Origin of the sequence: Streptomyces sp. (genome assembly GCF_031181705.1) — a bacterium.
Classification (GTDB): domain Bacteria; phylum Actinomycetota; class Actinomycetes; order Streptomycetales; family Streptomycetaceae; genus Streptomyces.
In genome coordinates this window covers 1-16171 of the sequence record NZ_JAPSKN010000126.1, presented here as the reverse complement: position 1 = coordinate 16171, position 16171 = coordinate 1, and the positions used below count along the sequence as shown (strand labels likewise).

Annotated in this window: 17 protein-coding genes; 8 read left to right on the top strand and 9 right to left on the bottom strand. The window is 69.7% G+C overall.

All coding sequences use genetic code 11. The annotated features are described in order from the left end of the window. A partial coding sequence (locus tag RIN80_RS21315) for a sigma-70 family RNA polymerase sigma factor (RefSeq protein WP_309097230.1) occupies positions 1-479 on the top strand: 479 nt, incomplete at its 5' end. A gap of 12 nt (positions 480-491) precedes the next feature. Here RIN80_RS21315 and RIN80_RS21310 read toward each other — a convergent pair. Further along, positions 492-941 (bottom strand): hypothetical protein, encoded by a 450-nt coding sequence (locus RIN80_RS21310; RefSeq protein WP_309097229.1) that lies wholly within the window; start codon positions 939-941, stop codon positions 492-494. A 115-nt stretch (positions 942-1056) separates the two neighbouring features. Between RIN80_RS21310 and RIN80_RS21305 the strand changes: the two genes are divergently transcribed. Both RIN80_RS21305 and RIN80_RS21300 read left to right on the top strand, forming a co-directional pair. Then, entirely contained in the window at positions 1057-2025 is a 969-nt protein-coding gene (locus RIN80_RS21305) for a diacylglycerol kinase family protein (RefSeq protein WP_309097228.1), read from the top strand. A gap of 319 nt (positions 2026-2344) precedes the next feature. Next, complete coding sequence (locus RIN80_RS21300) at positions 2345-2602, top strand: WhiB family transcriptional regulator (RefSeq protein WP_003992873.1); 258 nt, start codon at positions 2345-2347, stop codon at positions 2600-2602. A 257-nt stretch (positions 2603-2859) separates the two neighbouring features. On the opposite strand, the gene RIN80_RS21295 is transcribed toward RIN80_RS21300, so the two are convergent. After that, positions 2860-4326, bottom strand: coding sequence for a PAS domain-containing sensor histidine kinase (locus RIN80_RS21295; protein WP_309097231.1), 1467 nt, complete (start codon positions 4324-4326; stop codon positions 2860-2862). Positions 4327-4695: 369 nt separating this feature from the next. Continuing rightward, positions 4696-5355 (bottom strand): TetR/AcrR family transcriptional regulator, encoded by a 660-nt coding sequence (locus RIN80_RS21290; protein ID WP_309097227.1) that lies wholly within the window; start codon positions 5353-5355, stop codon positions 4696-4698. A gap of 98 nt (positions 5356-5453) precedes the next feature. On the opposite strand from RIN80_RS21290, the gene RIN80_RS21285 reads away from it, so the two are divergent. Both RIN80_RS21285 and nagB read left to right on the top strand, forming a co-directional pair. Then, complete coding sequence (locus RIN80_RS21285) at positions 5454-6206, top strand: SDR family oxidoreductase (protein ID WP_309097226.1); 753 nt, start codon at positions 5454-5456, stop codon at positions 6204-6206. 213 nt (positions 6207-6419) lie between these two features. After that, positions 6420-7205 (top strand): glucosamine-6-phosphate deaminase, encoded by a 786-nt coding sequence (nagB, locus tag RIN80_RS21280; protein WP_309097225.1) that lies wholly within the window; start codon positions 6420-6422, stop codon positions 7203-7205. Between the two features lie 204 nt (positions 7206-7409). Here the strand turns inward: nagB and RIN80_RS21275 are convergent, their stop codons facing one another. From RIN80_RS21275 to RIN80_RS21250, 6 genes are all read right to left on the bottom strand, one after another. After that, positions 7410-7955, bottom strand: a complete 546-nt coding sequence (locus RIN80_RS21275; RefSeq protein ID WP_309097224.1) for a hypothetical protein — start codon at positions 7953-7955, stop codon at positions 7410-7412. Next, the gene (locus RIN80_RS21270) at positions 7952-8200 is read right to left on the bottom strand and encodes a helix-turn-helix transcriptional regulator (RefSeq protein ID WP_309097223.1); all 249 of its coding nucleotides are present in this window, start codon (positions 8198-8200) and stop codon (positions 7952-7954) included. The genes RIN80_RS21275 and RIN80_RS21270 overlap by 4 nt, the downstream gene beginning before the upstream one ends. Before the next feature lie 57 nt (positions 8201-8257). Next, positions 8258-9796 (bottom strand): glycoside hydrolase family 3 protein, encoded by a 1539-nt coding sequence (locus RIN80_RS21265; RefSeq protein ID WP_309097222.1) that lies wholly within the window; start codon positions 9794-9796, stop codon positions 8258-8260. A gap of 9 nt (positions 9797-9805) precedes the next feature. Beyond that, on the bottom strand, positions 9806-10645 hold the full coding sequence (locus RIN80_RS21260) for a carbohydrate ABC transporter permease (protein WP_309097221.1): 840 nt from the start codon (positions 10643-10645) through the stop codon (positions 9806-9808). Continuing rightward, positions 10642-11631, bottom strand: a complete 990-nt coding sequence (locus RIN80_RS21255) for a sugar ABC transporter permease (protein ID WP_309097220.1) — start codon at positions 11629-11631, stop codon at positions 10642-10644. Before RIN80_RS21255 ends, RIN80_RS21260 begins: the two co-directional genes overlap by 4 nt. 69 nt (positions 11632-11700) lie before the next feature. Continuing rightward, on the bottom strand, positions 11701-12981 hold the full coding sequence (locus RIN80_RS21250) for an extracellular solute-binding protein (protein WP_309097219.1): 1281 nt from the start codon (positions 12979-12981) through the stop codon (positions 11701-11703). Positions 12982-13293: 312 nt separating this feature from the next. On the opposite strand from RIN80_RS21250, the gene RIN80_RS21245 reads away from it, so the two are divergent. From RIN80_RS21245 to mctP, 3 genes are all read left to right on the top strand, one after another. Beyond that, positions 13294-14058 carry a GntR family transcriptional regulator gene (locus RIN80_RS21245; RefSeq protein WP_309097218.1) on the top strand — a complete coding sequence of 255 codons (765 nt, stop codon included), beginning with the start codon at positions 13294-13296 and terminating at the stop codon, positions 14056-14058. 123 nt (positions 14059-14181) lie between these two features. Next, complete coding sequence (locus RIN80_RS21240) at positions 14182-14448, top strand: DUF3311 domain-containing protein (RefSeq protein ID WP_309097217.1); 267 nt, start codon at positions 14182-14184, stop codon at positions 14446-14448. Next, a complete protein-coding gene (gene mctP / locus RIN80_RS21235) occupies positions 14445-16073 on the top strand; it encodes a monocarboxylate uptake permease MctP (RefSeq protein WP_309097216.1) in 1629 nt (542 codons plus the stop codon). The genes RIN80_RS21240 and mctP overlap by 4 nt, the downstream gene beginning before the upstream one ends. The last annotated feature ends 98 nt before the right edge of the window (positions 16074-16171 follow it).

The window sequence follows — 16171 nt, the reverse complement described above, 5'->3', positions numbered from 1 at the left end:
GGCACTTCCGCGACAAGGGCTGGGCGGTGCGGGTTCCGCGCCGGCTGCAGGAGCTGCGGCTGTCGCTGACCACGGCGACGGCCGAGCTGTCGCAGCTGCACGGCCGCTCCCCCACGGTCCACGAGCTCGCCGAGAAGCTGGCGATCTCCGAGGAGGAGGTCCTGGAGGGCCTGGAGTCCGCCAACGCGTACTCCACGCTGTCCCTGGACGTCCCCGACACCGACGACGAGTCCCCGGCGGTCGCCGACACCCTCGGCGCGGAGGACGAGGCGCTGGAAGGCGTGGAGTACCGGGAGTCGCTCAAGCCGCTGCTGGAGGACCTCCCGCCGCGCGAGAAGCGGATCCTGCTGCTGCGCTTCTTCGGGAACATGACCCAGTCGCAGATCGCGCAGGAGGTCGGCATCTCGCAGATGCACGTCTCCCGGCTGCTGGCGCGCACACTGGCACAGTTGCGGGAGAAGCTCCTCGTCGAGGAGTGACGGCCGTCCCGCCTACTTCTCCGTACCGCCGGCGTTGCCGGGCCCGCGGATCCCGAGGGCCCGGGTCGTCTCCGGGTTGACCAGCAGGACGAGCGAGGCGACGGCGACCACGGCGAGGGCGATCCCCCCGGGGATGGCCATGCTGTCGGCCTGGAGCAGGTTGTAGGCCACCGGCAGCGCCATGAGCTGCGTGATGACGGCCGGGCCGCGGCTCCAGCTGCGCAGGGCGAGCAGCCCGCGCGCGGCGATCAGGGGCAGCAGCGCGAGCACGACCAGCGTGACGCCCCCGGTGACGGCCTGCTGCCGGTCGTCCGGGTGCCCGGTGAAGCCGAGAACGAGGATCCAGACCCCGCCGACGGCCAGCGCGAGCCCCTCCAGGGCGGCCAGCAGCGCGGCGTACGTCAGGCGCCGCGGGCGAGGGCCGGTGGTCTCGGGGGTGGTGGAGGTCTGCTCACTGCTCACCCCTGAAGGGTAGCCCTCGCGACGTGCGCCCCCATGGCGAGGTTCACCCCCGCTCTCTTACCCGATCCCCACCTCGGTCTGGGCCCGGTACCACCCAGTAGGTACGCTGCCAGTCATGCGTGCACTTCTCGTGGTCAATCCGGCGGCAACCACTACGAGTGCGCGCACACGCGACGTGTTGATCCACGCGCTCGCCAGTGAGATGAAGCTCGAAGCGGTCACCACCGAGTACCGCGGCCACGCGCGCGACCTGGGCCGGCAGGCGGCGGACAGCGACGACATCGACCTGGTGGTGGCCCTCGGCGGCGACGGCACGGTCAACGAGGTGGTCAACGGTCTGCTGCACGCCGGCCCCGCCCCGGGGCAGCTGCCCGGTCTGGCCGTGGTCCCCGGCGGCTCCACCAACGTCTTCGCCCGTGCCCTCGGTCTGCCGAACGACGCCGTGGAGGCCACCGGCGCCCTGCTGGACGCCCTGCGCGACGGCAGCGAACGCACCGTCGGACTGGGCCTGACCTCCGGCACTCCGGGCACGGAGGACGAGTCGGTGCCCTCCCGCTGGTTCACCTTCAACGCGGGTCTCGGCTTCGACGCCGGTGTGGTGGGCCGGGTGGAGCAGCACCGCGAGCGCGGCCGGAAATCCACACACGCTCTTTACGTACGCCAGGTGGTGCGTCAGCTCTTCGGTGAGCCCAACCGCCGCAACGGGACGATCACCCTGGAACGGGCCGGCGCGGACCCGGTGACCGATCTGGTGCTGTCCATAGTCTCGAACACCTCCCCGTGGACGTTTCTGGGGAATCGCCCGATCTACGCGGCGCCTAAGGCCTCGTTCGATACCGGCCTCGACATCTTCGCTCTCAGCCGCCTGTCGACCGCCGCTGTTGCCCGGTATGGCACTCAGTTGCTCACTTCGTCCCCGGACCGGGGACCCCAGGGCAAGCACGCCACCTCTCTGCACGACTTGACGGAGTTCACCTTGCATTCGAAGGTGCCGCTCCCCCTCCAGATGGACGGTGACCACCTGGGGCTGCGTACCAGCGTGACGTTCACAGGCGTACGCCGTGCACTGCGTGTGATTGTGTGAGCAGAACTGGCTAAAGTCCTTTCACTCGAACGTTTAGGCCAGGATCCACCCCATGGAAGTACGGCTGTGACCTAGTCGACACCGAAGAATCAAAAAAAACTTTCCAGAAGGGGTTGTATCCGCCGCTGAGGTTTGCGAGTCTCTACGTGGCGATCGGGACGGCCCGCAACACCGGCCTCCACTGATCACCAGAACCCCTCTTCAACTCACAGGACCCACGCCAGGGAACCTGGCGGTCGGCCCTTCACTTGTTGAGGGATTCGTGAAAGCGTTCACATTCACAAGCACCTGCACGTAATACCAAGGAGAGGTAGCAGCCATGGACTGGCGTCACAACGCCGTTTGCCGCGAGGAAGACCCCGAGCTCTTCTTCCCTATCGGCAACACCGGTCCTGCGCTGCTGCAGATCGAGGAAGCCAAGGCCGTCTGCCGTCGCTGCCCGGTGATCGAGCAGTGTCTGCAGTGGGCGCTCGAGTCCGGCCAGGACTCCGGCGTCTGGGGTGGTCTCAGCGAGGACGAGCGCCGCGCCATGAAGCGCCGCGCCGCCCGCAACCGGGCCCGTCAGGCCTCCGCCTGACACCCCACCCCTGCTGACAGCCTGAGCTTGGCGGCGCGTGCAGCGAGCACGCATCTCCCGCCCCCGAGCCGCAGCGCGCAGTTCCCCCGATGCGCTTAGTTAAGCAGCAACGAGCTTTTAGCCCCGGGCCACTTGGTGGCCCGGGGCTCATTGCTTTCTCACGCCGCCTTCGCCGGTGCGCGCCCCGGGCTCCGGGCCGCGCACCCGCGTCCCGGGAAGCGCCACTTCTGCGCGCACCGGGATGTCACGCAGAAGCGCTACTTCTGCGCGCGCACCGGGATGTCCAGGATCACGCGGGTGCCGCGCTCCGGGGCCGGGACCATGTCGAAGGTACCGCCCAACTCGCCCTCGACCAGGGTCCGGACGATCTGCAGGCCGAGGTTGCCGGCGGTGTGCGGATCGAATCCCTCCGGCAGTCCGACACCGTCGTCCTGGACGGTGACCAGCAGCCGGGCCTCCTTCGTCGTGCCGCCGCGGACCGCCGACACCTCCACGGTGCCGGTGTCGCCTTCACGGAAGCCGTGCTCCAGCGCGTTCTGCAGGACCTCGGTCAGCACCATCGACAGCGGGGTAGCGACCTCGGCGTCGAGGATGCCGAAGCGTCCGGTGCGCCGGCCCGCGACCTTGCCCGGGGAGATCTCCGCGACCATGGCGAGGACCCGGTCGGCGATGTCGTCGAACTCCACGCGCTCGTCCAGGTTCTGGGAGAGGGTCTCGTGCACGATCGCAATCGAGCCAACCCGCCGCACCGCCTCCTCCAGGGCTTCGCGTCCGCGGTCCGACTCGATGCGCCGGGCCTGGAGGCGGAGCAGGGCAGCCACCGTCTGGAGGTTGTTTTTGACCCGGTGGTGGATCTCCCGGATCGTCGCGTCCTTCGTGATCAACTCGCGCTCGCGACGGCGCAGTTCGGTGACGTCCCGCAGGAGCACCAGTGAGCCGATGCGGGTGCCCTTGGGCTTGAGGGGGATCGCACGGAACTGGATGACCCCGTCGTGGGCCTCGATCTCGAACTCGCGCGGCGCCCAGCCGCTGGCGACCTTGGCCAGCGCCTCGTCCACCGGGCCCCGGGTCGGGGCGAGTTCGGCCGTGGTCCGGCCGAGGTGCTGTCCGACGAGGTCGGAGGCGAGGCCGAGCCGGTGGTAGGCGGACAGGGCGTTCGGTGAGGCGTACTGGACGAGGCCGTCGGCGTCGAGCCGGATGAGGCCGTCGCCCACGCGGGGCGAGGCGTCCATGTCCAGCTGCTGGTTCGCGAACGGGAAGGAGCCGGCGGCGATCATCTGAGCAAGGTCGGAGGCGCTCTGCAGATAGGTGAGCTCCAGCCGGCTCGGGGTGCGCACCGTGAGGAGGTTGGTGTTGCGCGCGATGACCCCCAGGACCCGGCCCTCCCGCCGTACGGGGATCGACTCGACCCGGACGGGCACCTCCTCGCGCCACTCGGGGTCGCCTTCGCGGACGATGCGGCCCTCGTCGAGGGCGGCGTCCAGCATCGGGCGGCGGCCGCGCGGGACGAGGTGGCCCACCATGTCGTCCTGGTACGAGGTCGGGCCGGTGTTGGGCCGCATCTGCGCGACCGAGACGTACCGGGTGCCGTCGCTGGTGGGGACCCACAGCACCAGGTCGGCGAAGGAGAGGTCGGAGAGCAACTGCCACTCCGATACCAGCAGGTGCAGCCACTCGAGGTCGGTGTCACCGAGGGCGGTGTGCTGGCGTACGAGTTCGTTCATGGAGGGCACGTGGCGAGCGTACCCGGGCGTTTGTGCGGCTCCGAAATACCAAGAGCCCGCAAACACCCGCGGGCCGCGGCGCCTGAGAGGGACCCTCAACCCTCCCGGCACCGCAGCCCGGAGCAGTATCGGCCGTGGGGTGTGCGGTCCCGGTCGGCCGAAGGATGAGGAGCCGGGGCAGTCAGGGCAGAGAGCCTCGGTTCCTCGGTCCGTCTTCCTGTGCGGGGAAGACGGAGGTCTGGTGCGCGTGGGTGCACGCGCTCTCATCACGCATTGTGGACTAGACCACTCGGGGTGTCCATGCGTGGGAGGCTGTTCGTTGTTGTTAGTTCCGCGACTCGGCGGACGCGTAGACGTCCACCACGCAGCCTAACCCGTGTGGGTTCCTGTGCGGGGCCAGATGGACATGGCAATTTCCGCGACGGCCTCCAGTTCCTCCCGGCTCGCTCCGTCCCGCGCCTGTTGCGACATGCCCTGGATCATCGCGCCGGTGTGCCGGGCCAGCGCGGCGGCGTCGGTGTCCGCGGGCAGTACGCCGGCGGCGACATCGGCCCTGATGCGGCTCTCGAAGGCGGCGATGTTGGCGTTGCGGCGGTTTCGCAGCGACTGCTCGACCTCGGGCGTGGAGCAGTTCGCGGCGGCGTGCACCACGAGGCAGCCGTGCGGGTGGCCCGGCTCCGTGTAGGCGGTGGCGGCCTCGCGCAGCGCGCGGGCGACGGCGGCCCGGGCGGTGGGCTCCTCCGCGAGGGCGCGGTCGGTGAAGGAGCCGTAGCGCGTGCCGTAGACGCGGACGACCTCGTCGAAGAGGGACCGCTTGTCCCCGAAGGCCGCGTAGAGGCTGGGTGCGCCGATGTCCATGACGCGGGTGAGGTCGGAGACGGACGTGGCCTCGTAGCCGTGTTCCCAGAAGGCCAGGAGTGCCTTCTCCAGGGCGGTCTCGCGGTCGAAGGAGCGAGGGCGTCCGCGGGGCCTGGGGGGCCTCGGCGCGGTCTTGCCCCGGGTCTTCGCGGTTCCGTCGTCGTCCACCATGGAGTGCATTTTATAGCGGGCACTAGAGAAATGTCGCCGGGCCGTTGTACGGTCATTTCTGTAGCGACCGCTAGAAAAACACGAAGGGGGGCGCCGTCATGGGCGTGCTCACAGGCAGGACGGCACTGGTCACGGGGGCGAGCAGGGGGATCGGACGGGGGATCGCCGAGCGGCTCGGGCAGGACGGCGCCCGGGTCGCGGTGCACTACGGGCGGAACGAGGCCGCGGCGAAGGAGACGGTCGCCGCGATCGAGGCAGCGGGCGGCTCGGCCTTCGCCCTCGGCGTCGAGCTGGGCGCGGCCGGTGACGCCGAGGCGCTGTGGGAGGAGTTCGACCGGCACGCGGACGGGCTCGACATCCTGGTGAACAACGCGGCCATCGGCAGCACGCGCCCCATCGGGGAGCTGGAGGAGCGGGAGTTCGACGACGTCTTCGCGGTGAACGTGAAGGCCCCGTTCTTCATCCTCAAGCACGGCATGTCGCGCCTGCGGGACGGGGGCCGGGTCGTCAACATCTCGTCCGGGCTGGCCCGCACGGCGGTGATGCCGGACAACGTGGCGTACGCGATGACGAAGGGCGCGCTGGACGTCCTCTCCCGCGACCTGTCCAAGGTGCTGGGGGCTCGGGGCATCACGGTGAACTCGGTGGCGCCGGGCATCATCGACACGGACAACACGGCCGAGCTGCTGCACGGCAGCGAGGACGGCTGGGCGAAGGCCGCGGCGATATCCGCGCTGGGCGGGGTGGGCCGGCCCGCCGAGGTCGCCGACGTGGTGGCGTTCCTGGTCTCGGACGGGGGCCGGTGGGTGACGGGGAGCTGGGTGGATGTGACGGGGGGCTCGCTGACCTAGTCCGGCCGGGTCCCCCGTACGGGAGGAATACCCGGGAGGACCCCGCGCTGTTCACCTGCCGGAGACCTGGTCGGCACGGCGCCGCCGCCTGCCCGGGAGCGGTGTCCCGCACCCTGGGAGGGGCGCCCCTGCTCTGTTAGATTGGTCTAAACCACACGACCCCTCCCGGGTCCCGTCCCAGTTGAGCATCTCTCTCAGATCGGCAGGCCCAGCGTGGAAGTTGTCATCGTTCCGGACGCCAAGGCGGGTGGCGAGCTCATCGCCGAGGCCATGGCGCAGCTGCTCCGACGCAAGCCCGACGCCCTTCTCGGCGTGGCCACGGGCTCGACGCCGCTGCCGGTGTACGAGGCGCTGGCGGCCAAGGTGCGTTCCGGTGCCGTGGACGTCGGGCGGGCGCGGATCGCCCAGCTCGACGAGTACGTGGGGCTGCCCGCCGACCACCCGGAGTCGTACCGGTCGGTGCTGCGGCGTGAGGTGCTGGAGCCGCTCGGGATCGGCATGGAGCAGTTCACGGGCCCGGACGGCACGGCGCAGGACGTGCAGGGGGCGTGCGAGGCGTACGACAAGGCCCTCGCGGACGCCGGCGGTGTGGATCTGCAGCTGCTCGGGATCGGGACCGACGGGCACATAGGGTTCAACGAGCCGTGTTCGTCGCTGGCCTCGCGGACCCGGATCAAGACGCTGACCGAGCAGACCCGGATCGACAACGCCCGGTTCTTCGACGGCGACATCGATCAGGTGCCGCACCACGTGATCACACAGGGCATCGGCACCATCCTGGAGGCGCGGCACCTGGTGCTGCTCGCCACCGGCGAGGGCAAGGCGGACGCGGTGGCGGCGACGGTGGAGGGACCGGTCGCGGCGGTGTGCCCGGCGTCCGCGCTCCAGCTCCACCCGCACGCGACCGTCGTCGTCGACGAGGCCGCCGCGTCGAAGCTGAAGCTGGCGGACTACTTCCGGCACACCTACGCCAACAAGCCGGACTGGCAGGGGATCTAGGACCTGTCACACGGATCGCGCCCGGGAGCTCGATCCGGCATCGCGCCCGGGAGCTCGATCCGGCACGCCTCGCAGAGCGCTCGGTGGCCGCGCCGGAAGCCGCTCAGCGACCCGTGTCACCAGGAGCGCTCAGGGGCGCTGCACGGCTTTGCCGCCTTTCCGCGACCTCGCCGCCTTTCCGCGACCTGGTCCGGACGCCCGGCCCTAGCGGCCGAGGGCCCCGTCCGCCAGGACGTCGTCGTCGGCCGGCTCGTCCTCGGCCAGCCAGCCGGCCACCCACAGGGGCATCACCCAGTGGGTGACGAGGACGGCGATGAGCAGGGGCGCCGCGTAGGCCGTCGGGGCGTCGCCGGCGACACCACCCGTGATCAGCAGGGTGACCGCCGCAGCGGCCAGCAGCAGGGTCGTCACGCGGTGGGCCCGGGCCAGGACGCGGCTGCGTTCGGCCGACTGCCGCTCGTCCAGGACGTGGGCGCGCAGTTCGAGAAGGCCCCGGGTGGCGCCGTTGATCACACCGGTCGCGACCATCCAGGGGAGCAGCAGCACCGCCATCACGGCGATGGTCCACAGCGGCTCGCCCTCGGCGAGGAACAGGTGGGTCATCAGGCCGCCGATGGCCAGCGTGAGCGTGACGTGGGTGGCGACGGCCAGCCGTCGACGGGCCGCCGTGGCGTACCAGGCAGCGCCGCGACGGTCGTTCATCAGCCGCAGCATGGTCCGGTCGTAGCGGGTCAGGCGTGTCGTCGTCATGGCTGGTTCCTCCCGTAGACCTCGTCCGTGAGCGGCCGGAACGGTTCGAGGGAGAACAGGGCCTCGACCGGCAGTCCGAAGAACCTGGAGATCTTCAGTGCCAGGTCGAGGCTCGGGTTGTACTGCCCCCGCTCGATGTAGCCGATGGTCTGGTAGTGGGCACCCACTGCCTCGGCCAGGCTCTGGCGCGACACCTTCCGTTCGGCACGCACCATGGCCAACCTGTTGTGCACCTGCTCGCTCATGTATAAGAAGTACTACATTCGGTGGCAGGCTCACAACACGTTCACCGATCGAGGGCTTCAGCTGCCCGTCACTCCGGCGATCACCTCGGCCGCCGCACGGCCGCACACGCGGGCCGCACCGTGGGTGGCGATGTGCAGGGCACCGCGCGGGGCGGCCTGCGGGACCCCCATCTCGACGACGATCGTGTCGGGGCGGGCGGCCAGCAGGGCATCGAGGGCGGAGGTCATCCAGGGGTGGCGGTGTTCGTCGCGGACGACGGCGACGATGCGGCGCGGACCGGCCGCCTGCAGGGCCGCCCGGCCGGCGCTCCGTCCGGCCTCGCTCTCCGTGCCGTCCCCGGCGGAGAAGCTGCCGGTCACCGTGCCGGGCAGGAGGTGGATCAGTTCGGCGGCGACGCCCCAGGGGGTCTCGTCGCCGACGGCGATGTTGGCGACGGGGGTGAGGGCGGCGACGTAGGGCGGTTCGGTGAGGGGCTCGAAGGCCTCGGGGCTGCCGAGGCCCGGGGCGGCTGTCACGGTCAGGGCGCGGCGGGCGGCACGCAGGCCGATCTCGCTGCCGTGGGGGTCCTCGGCCGTGCGGCCGGCCGTGCCCGTCCAGCGGGCCAGGGACCGGACGCGGTCGGCCGCGTCGGCGAGGCGTTCCTCGGGAAGTTCGCCGGTGCGGACGGCTGCGACCAGGGCGTCCCGCAGACGGAGCACGGTCGCGTCGTCGGCCAGGCCGCCGCCCACGCAGATCGCGTCGGCTCCGGCTGCGATGGCGAGGACGCTGCCGCGTTCGATGCCGTAGGTGCCGGCGATGGCGCGCATCTCCATGCCGTCGGTGACGATCAGGCCGTCGTAGCCGAGTTCGCCGCGCAGCAGGCCGGTCAGGACGCGGCGGGACAGGGTGGCCGGGCGGTCGGGGTCGAGCGCCGGGACCAGGATGTGGGCGCTCATCACGGCCCGGGTGCCGGCGGCGATGGCGGCGCGGAAGGGCGCCAGTTCGCGCTCGGCCAGCACCTCGGCGGAGACGTCGATGCGCGGCAGGGCGTGGTGGGAGTCGACGGCGGTGTCACCGTGGCCCGGGAAGTGCTTGGTGCAGGCGGCGACCCCGGCGGACTGCAGGCCGGTGACGTAGGCGGCGGTGTGCCGGGCGGCCAGGGCGGTGTCGGCGCCGAAGGAGCGCACGCCGATGACCGGGTTGCGCGGGTCGGAGTTGACGTCGGCGGAGGGTGCCCAGTTGAGGTTGACACCGCAGGCGGCGAGGCGGCGGCCCAGTTCGTGGGCGACCTGCTGGGTCAGCTCCACGTCGTCGACCGCGCCGAGGGCGTGGTTGCCCGGGAAGGAGGAGCCGCTGCGCACCTCCAGGCGGGTCACGTCGCCGCCCTCCTCGTCGATGGCCACGAGGACGTCGTCGCGCTCGGCCCGCAGCTGGGCGGTCAGCGCGGCCAGCTGGTCCGGTGAGGCGATGTTGCGGCCGAAGAGCCCGACGGAGGCGAGTCCCTCACCGAGCCGGCGCAGCAGCCAGTCGGGGGCGGTGGTCCCGGTGAAGCCGGGCTGCAGGACGGTCAGGGCGTCGCGGGTGAGCGTGTCGGTGGCGCTGGCGAGTGTCGTCATCGGGTGAGGTCATCCCTTCACGGCGCCCGCGGTCAGGCCCGCGGCCATCTTGCGCTGGACGAGGAGGAAGAGGGCGACGATCGGCACGGCCATCATCGTGGCTCCGGCCATCATCGGGGCGTATTCGGTGCCGTGCTTGGTGGTGAAGTTGCCGAGCCAGACGGTCGCGGTCTGGTTCTTCTGGCTGAGGAGCATCAGGGCGTAGAGGTACTCGTTCCAGGCCTGGATGAAGGCGTAGACCGAGGTGGCGACCATGCCGGGGGCCAGCAGCGGGAAGACGACCCGCAGGAAGGCGCTGGTGCGGGAGCAGCCGTCGACCATGGCGGCCTCCTCCAGCTCCCTGGGGATGTTGACGATGAAGCCGCGCAGCGTCCAGACCGTGAAGGGCAGGACGAAGGTCAGGTACGTGATGATGAGGCCGGTGAGCCGGTCGTACTGGCCCAGGTCGTTCAGGAGCAGGAAGACCGGGATGATCATGGCGACCAGCGGCACCATCTGGACCGCGAGGATGCCCACGATGACGATCTTGCGGCCGCGGAAGGCGAACCGGGAGATGGCGAGCGCGGCCAGCAGCCCGACGGCCATGCCGACGACGACCACCGCCAGCGACACCGTCATGCTGCGGCCCACCGGGCCCCAGAAGTCGGCGATGTCCAGCGCCCGCCCGAAGTTGTCGAAGGTGATGCCCGTCGGCAGCAGGCTCGGGTCGGGGTCGATGGCGTCCTTGGCGGGCTTGAACGCCGTGTTGAGCATCCAGTAGAGCGGGAAGCCGGCGGTGACGAAGACGAGGAGCCCGAGGAGGTTCCACCACAGCTTCGGCGCCCGGCGGCCGGTCAGGGTGCTGCTCATTCGACCTCTCCGATCTTCAGCATCTGCCGCATGTAGACGGCGACCACGCCCAGCAGCAGCAGGACGGTGATCAGCGCGATGGCCGAGCCCTGGGCGTAGTCGTTGACCACGAAGGCACGGTCGTAGGAGTAGGTGTTGAGGACCTGGAACTCCGGTTCGGGGTGGCCGTTGCGCATGACGAACACCTGGGGGAAGACGCCCATGTCCCAGATGACCGACAGGGTCGTGAGCATCACGATGATCGGCTTGAGGACGGGCAGGGTGACGTAGCGGAAGACGCCCCAGGAGCCGGCGCCGTCCAGGCGGGCCGCCTCCTCCAGTTCCTTGGGCACCTGGGTGAGGCCCGCGCTGAGCGTGATGACCACGAACGGCACGGCTCCCCACACCACCAGCAGCATGATCACGGCCAGGCCCTGCGGGCCGCTCGCGAACCAGTTGTGGCCGATCATGTCGACGCCGGGCAACTTGCTCAGCAGGGCGTTGAAAACGCCGTAGTCCGAGTCGAAGAGCCACTTGAAGACGGTGGTGGCCACGATCACGGGCATGCCCCAACTGGCCACCAGCACGATGTTGATGAGCACCTTCAGCCAGCCCGAGACCCGCTGCAGCAGCAGGGCGAGCGCCATGCCGATCACCATGGTGAGGACGACGGCCCCGCCGGCGAAGATCACCGTGCGCAGCACGACGGCCCAGAACTCGCCGTCGCCGAGCACCTTGGCGAAGTTGTCGAAACCGACGCTCTCGGCGGGCTGGAAGCCCCACAGCTGGGACTGCCCGAACTTCTGGAAGGACAGGGTGACCAGGCGGGCCAGCGGATAGCCCATGACCAGGGCCAGGATCAGCAGGCAGGGCGCGAGCAGCAGCCAGGGGACGGCGGCACCGCCCGAGGTGCGCTGCCGGCGGGGCCGCCGGTCGGCGGGGGGCGGCATCGGTACCTGCCGCGGTGGCGGCACCTTGGCGGGGGTGGTGGTGTCTGCGGCACTCATCGCGCGCTCCTTGGCGGTCCCTCAGGTCCTGACGACGGCGGGGCTCCGCCTGGGAGCCCCGCCCGTAGGTCACTTGGTGTTGATGACCTTGTCGATCGCGGCGTCCGCCTCCTTGGCGGCGGCCTCGACGGACTTCTTGCCGGTGCCGATGCTCTGCAGCATGGTCTGCAGGATCTGCGCCTTCTCGACCTGGCCCCAGCCGGGTGCCATCGGGACGAACCAGTTGGCCTCGGCCGCAGTGGCCGGGACCGCCGTCTTCGGGTCGTTCTTGAGCGTCGCGAGGTCCGTCTTGTTGTTGGGCAGGTTGCCCTTGGCCATCAGGCCCTTCTGCCCGGAGGAGCCGGCGAACGCGTTGATCCACTCGGCGGCCAGGTCCTGCGCGTCGGACTTCACCGGCACCGCGAGGTCGGAGCCGCCGAGGAAGACGGGCATGTTCTTGCCGGACGGGCCGGGCATGACGAAGTTCTCGAGGTTGCCCTTGAGCTTGCCGCTCTTGTCGTTCTTCGGGTCCTCGGCGGTCGCGCCCTCCCAGGCGGCCGCGAAGATCATGGCGGACTTGCCCTGGCCGTAGACGATGTAGCGGTCGGACTCGTCCTTGGTCTTGTCGCCGTGCATGTACTTGTCGACGACGTTCTTGAACTCCTTCAGGCCCTTGAGGGACTCGGGCGAGGAGAGCGAGGCCTTCCACTGGCCGCCCGACTCGGTGGCGATGGCGCCGCCGGCGTCGTAGACGAAGGACATGGCCGCGTACCAGTCGCGGGTGGGCTGGTACCAGGCGTTGAACTTGTCGCCCTGCTTCTTCTGGATCTTGTCCAGGGCGTCGGTCAGTTCCTTGTACGTCTTCGGGGGCGTCTTCACGCCGACCGAGGCGGCGATGTCCTTGCGCCAGTTGGCGACGCGGCCGCCGGCGTAGTAGGGGACGCCGTAGGTCTTGCCCTCGTAGGTCACCGAGGCCTTGAGGCCGTCGAGCCAGGCGTCGGAGTTGTCGAACCTGCCCTGGTCGAGAGGGGCGAAGGCGCCCTTGACCATGTAGCCGAGCATCTCGGTGTTGCCCATCTCGACCACGTCGGGGACCTTGTCCGTGGCGAGGACGGCGTCGAGCTTGGCGTTCTTGTCGGGCCAGCCGTAGTACTCGTGGTTGATCTTCAGGCCCGGGTGCTTCTTCTTCACCGCGTCGTCGGCGGCCTTCACCAGCTCCGGCCAGTTGTTCTGGGCGTCGACGGTGAGCCAGACGGTCAGCTCCTTGGCGTCCGCGCCCTTGTCCGAGCCCCCGTCGCCCTCGCCGCCGCACGCCGCGATGGAGACCATCATGCCCGCGATACCGATCGCGGCTGTCAGCTTGCGCTTCACGCCACCCTCCTCAGGGATCCCACAACCCCCCTGGCTCCCCGCAGTGAACGTGGGGCCGGGCCTGGACCATTGGTGTAGACCAGTACGGGGAGCTTGACCCAGGCCAATCCCCCTGTCAAGGGTCGCGAGAAGGCTCTGACCAGCCGTTATGCGACCTACATATGCAGGAACCTTTAAGTAAGAAGCCAGCGAAAAACCGGCTGCACACGCCATACTTCAGGTAGACCACTCGGAGTGGTGGACTAGACCAAACAAGACGCCGACGGTATACAAGTGAGATCGTGTCGGCGGACCGAGCCGGGAAGGCGGAGCATGAGCACCGACGTCAGCAGTGCGGAGAACGAGAACGGGGTGCCCGTCCGTACCGCACGTGTGCCCAAGTACTACCGCCTGAAGAAGCACCTGCTCGACATGACGGAGACCCAGGCGCCCGGCACGCCCGTCCCGCCCGAGCGCACCCTCGCCGCGGAGTTCGACACCTCCCGCACGACCGTCCGCCAGGCGCTTCAGGAACTGGTCGTCGAGGGCCGGCTGGAACGCATCCAGGGCAAGGGCACGTTCGTCGCCAAGCCGAAGGTCTCGCAGGCCCTGCAACTGACCTCGTACACCGAGGACATGCGCGCCCAGGGCCTCGAACCGACGTCACAGCTGCTGGACATCGGCTACATCACCGCCGACGACCGGCTCGCCGGGCTGCTCGACATCACGCCGGGCGGACGCGTGCTGCGCATCGAGCGCCTGCGCATGGCCAACGGTGAGCCCATGGCCATCGAGACCACCCACCTCAGCGCGAAGCGCTTCCCCGCCCTGCGCCGGTCCCTGGTGAAGTACACGTCCCTCTACACCGCGCTCGCCGAGGTCTACGACGTCCATCTCGCCGAGGCCGAGGAGACCATCGAGACGTCCCTGGCCACCCCGCGCGAGGCCGGCCTGCTCGGCACGGACGTCGGCCTGCCGATGCTGATGCTCTCGCGGCACTCGCTGGACCGGGACGGCCAGCCGGTGGAGTGGGTGCGCTCGGTCTACCGGGGCGACCGCTACAAGTTCGTGGCCCGTCTGAAGCGGCCCCAGGAGTAGCGGACCCGCGGCGCGTTTCTTTTGGGTACCGCATTGCGGACGAGGGGTTCCGCTCTCGGCACACCCTGACCTAGATTGCCTGCGCATTACACAGGTGATCACTTGAGGGGACGGAGCCGCCTGATGTCGCAAGCCCCGGAAGTCAGCAGAAGGCCGGTGGTGACGCCGACGCGCGTCGTCATCGCCGTCTGCCTCATAGCGCCCTTCGTTGCCATGCTGTGGGTCGGCTCGTACGCGAAGACCGACCCGGCCTTCATCGGAATCCCGTTCTTCTACTGGTACCAGATGGCGTGGGTGCTGATCTCCACGGCGCTGACGATGATCGCCTTCAAGCTGTGGCAGCGTGACCAGCGCGCCCGCTCGGCCGCGAAGGGCGGTGCGTCGCAGTGAAGGACGGCGTGAACGGCGTCGCACTCGCCGTCTTCATCTTCTTCTTCCTGGCCGTCACGGTCCTGGGCTTCCTGGCCGCGCGCTGGCGCAGGGCCGAGAACGAGCACAGCCTGGACGAGTGGGGCCTCGGCGGCCGCTCGTTCGGCACCTGGATCACCTGGTTCCTGCTCGGCGGCGACCTCTACACGGCGTACACCTTCGTGGCCGTGCCGGCGGCGATCTACGCGGCGGGCGCGGCGGGCTTCTTCGCGGTGCCCTACACGATCCTGGTCTACCCGCTGATCTTCACGTTCCTGCCGCGCCTGTGGTCGGTCTCCCACAAGCACGGCTACGTGACGACCTCCGACTTCGTGCGCGGCCGCTTCGGCTCCAAGGGCCTGTCCCTGGCGGTGGCGCTGACCGGCATCCTGGCGACGATGCCGTACATCGCGCTCCAGCTGGTCGGCATCCAGGCCGTGCTGGACGTGATGGGCGTCGGCGGCGGCGAGGACACCAACTGGTTCATCAAGGACCTGCCGCTGCTGATCGCCTTCGGTGTGCTGGCGGCCTACACGTACTCGTCGGGTCTGCGGGCGCCCGCGCTGATCGCGTTCGTGAAGGACACGCTGATCTACATCGTCATCGCGGTGGCGATCATCTACATCCCGATCAAGCTGGGCGGCTTCGACGACATCTTCGCCAAGGCGGGCGACGCGTTCAGCCAGACCAACCCGGCCACGGGTGCGCCGCGCGGCGCGCTGACGCCGCCGGAGACGGGCCAGTGGACCTACGCCACGCTGGCGTTGGGCTCCGCCCTGGCGCTGTTCATGTACCCGCACTCCATCACGGCGACGCTGTCCTCCAAGAGCCGTGAGGTGATCCGCCGCAACACCACGATCCTGCCGCTGTACTCGCTGATGCTGGGGTTGCTGGCGCTGCTCGGCTTCATGGCGATCGCGGCCGGCATCAAGGTGCAGAACGGGCAGCTGGCGATTCCGCAGCTGTTCGAGACGATGTTCCCGGACTGGTTCGCGGGCGTGGCGTTCGCGGCGATCGGCATCGGCGCGCTGGTGCCGGCGGCCATCATGTCCATCGCGGCCGCGAACCTCTTCACGCGCAACATCTACAAGGACTTCATCAAGCCGGACGCGACGCCCGAGCAGGAGACCAAGGTCTCCAAGCTGGTGTCCCTGCTGGTGAAGGTGGGCGCACTGGCCTTCGTCCTCACCATGGACAAGACGGTCGCCATCAACTTCCAGCTGCTGGGCGGCATCTGGATCCTGCAGACCTTCCCGGCCCTGGTCGGCGGCCTGTTCACCCGCTGGTTCCACCGCTGGGCGCTGCTCGCGGGCTGGGCGGTCGGCATGGTCTACGGCACGGTCGCCGCGTACGGCGTCGCCTCGCCCACGCAGAAGCACTTCGGCGGCTCCTCCAAGGAGATCCCCGGCATCGGTGAGATCGGCTACATCGGCCTCACGGCGTTCGTGCTGAACGTGGTGGTGACGGTGGTCCTGACGTTCGCCCTCCGGGCCCTGAAGGCCCCCGACGGCATCGACGAGACCAGGCCGGAGGACTACACGGCGGACGCGGGCGACCCCGGGGTGCAGGTGGAGCTGCCGCCCGCCACGGCCGGTTCCTCGCACTGACCCGAGAGCCGCGAAACACCGCGCGACACGCCGCGAACCATCCGCAGCGGGCCGCCGTGAGGACTCCTCACGGCGGCCCGCCGGCGGGTACGACCCAC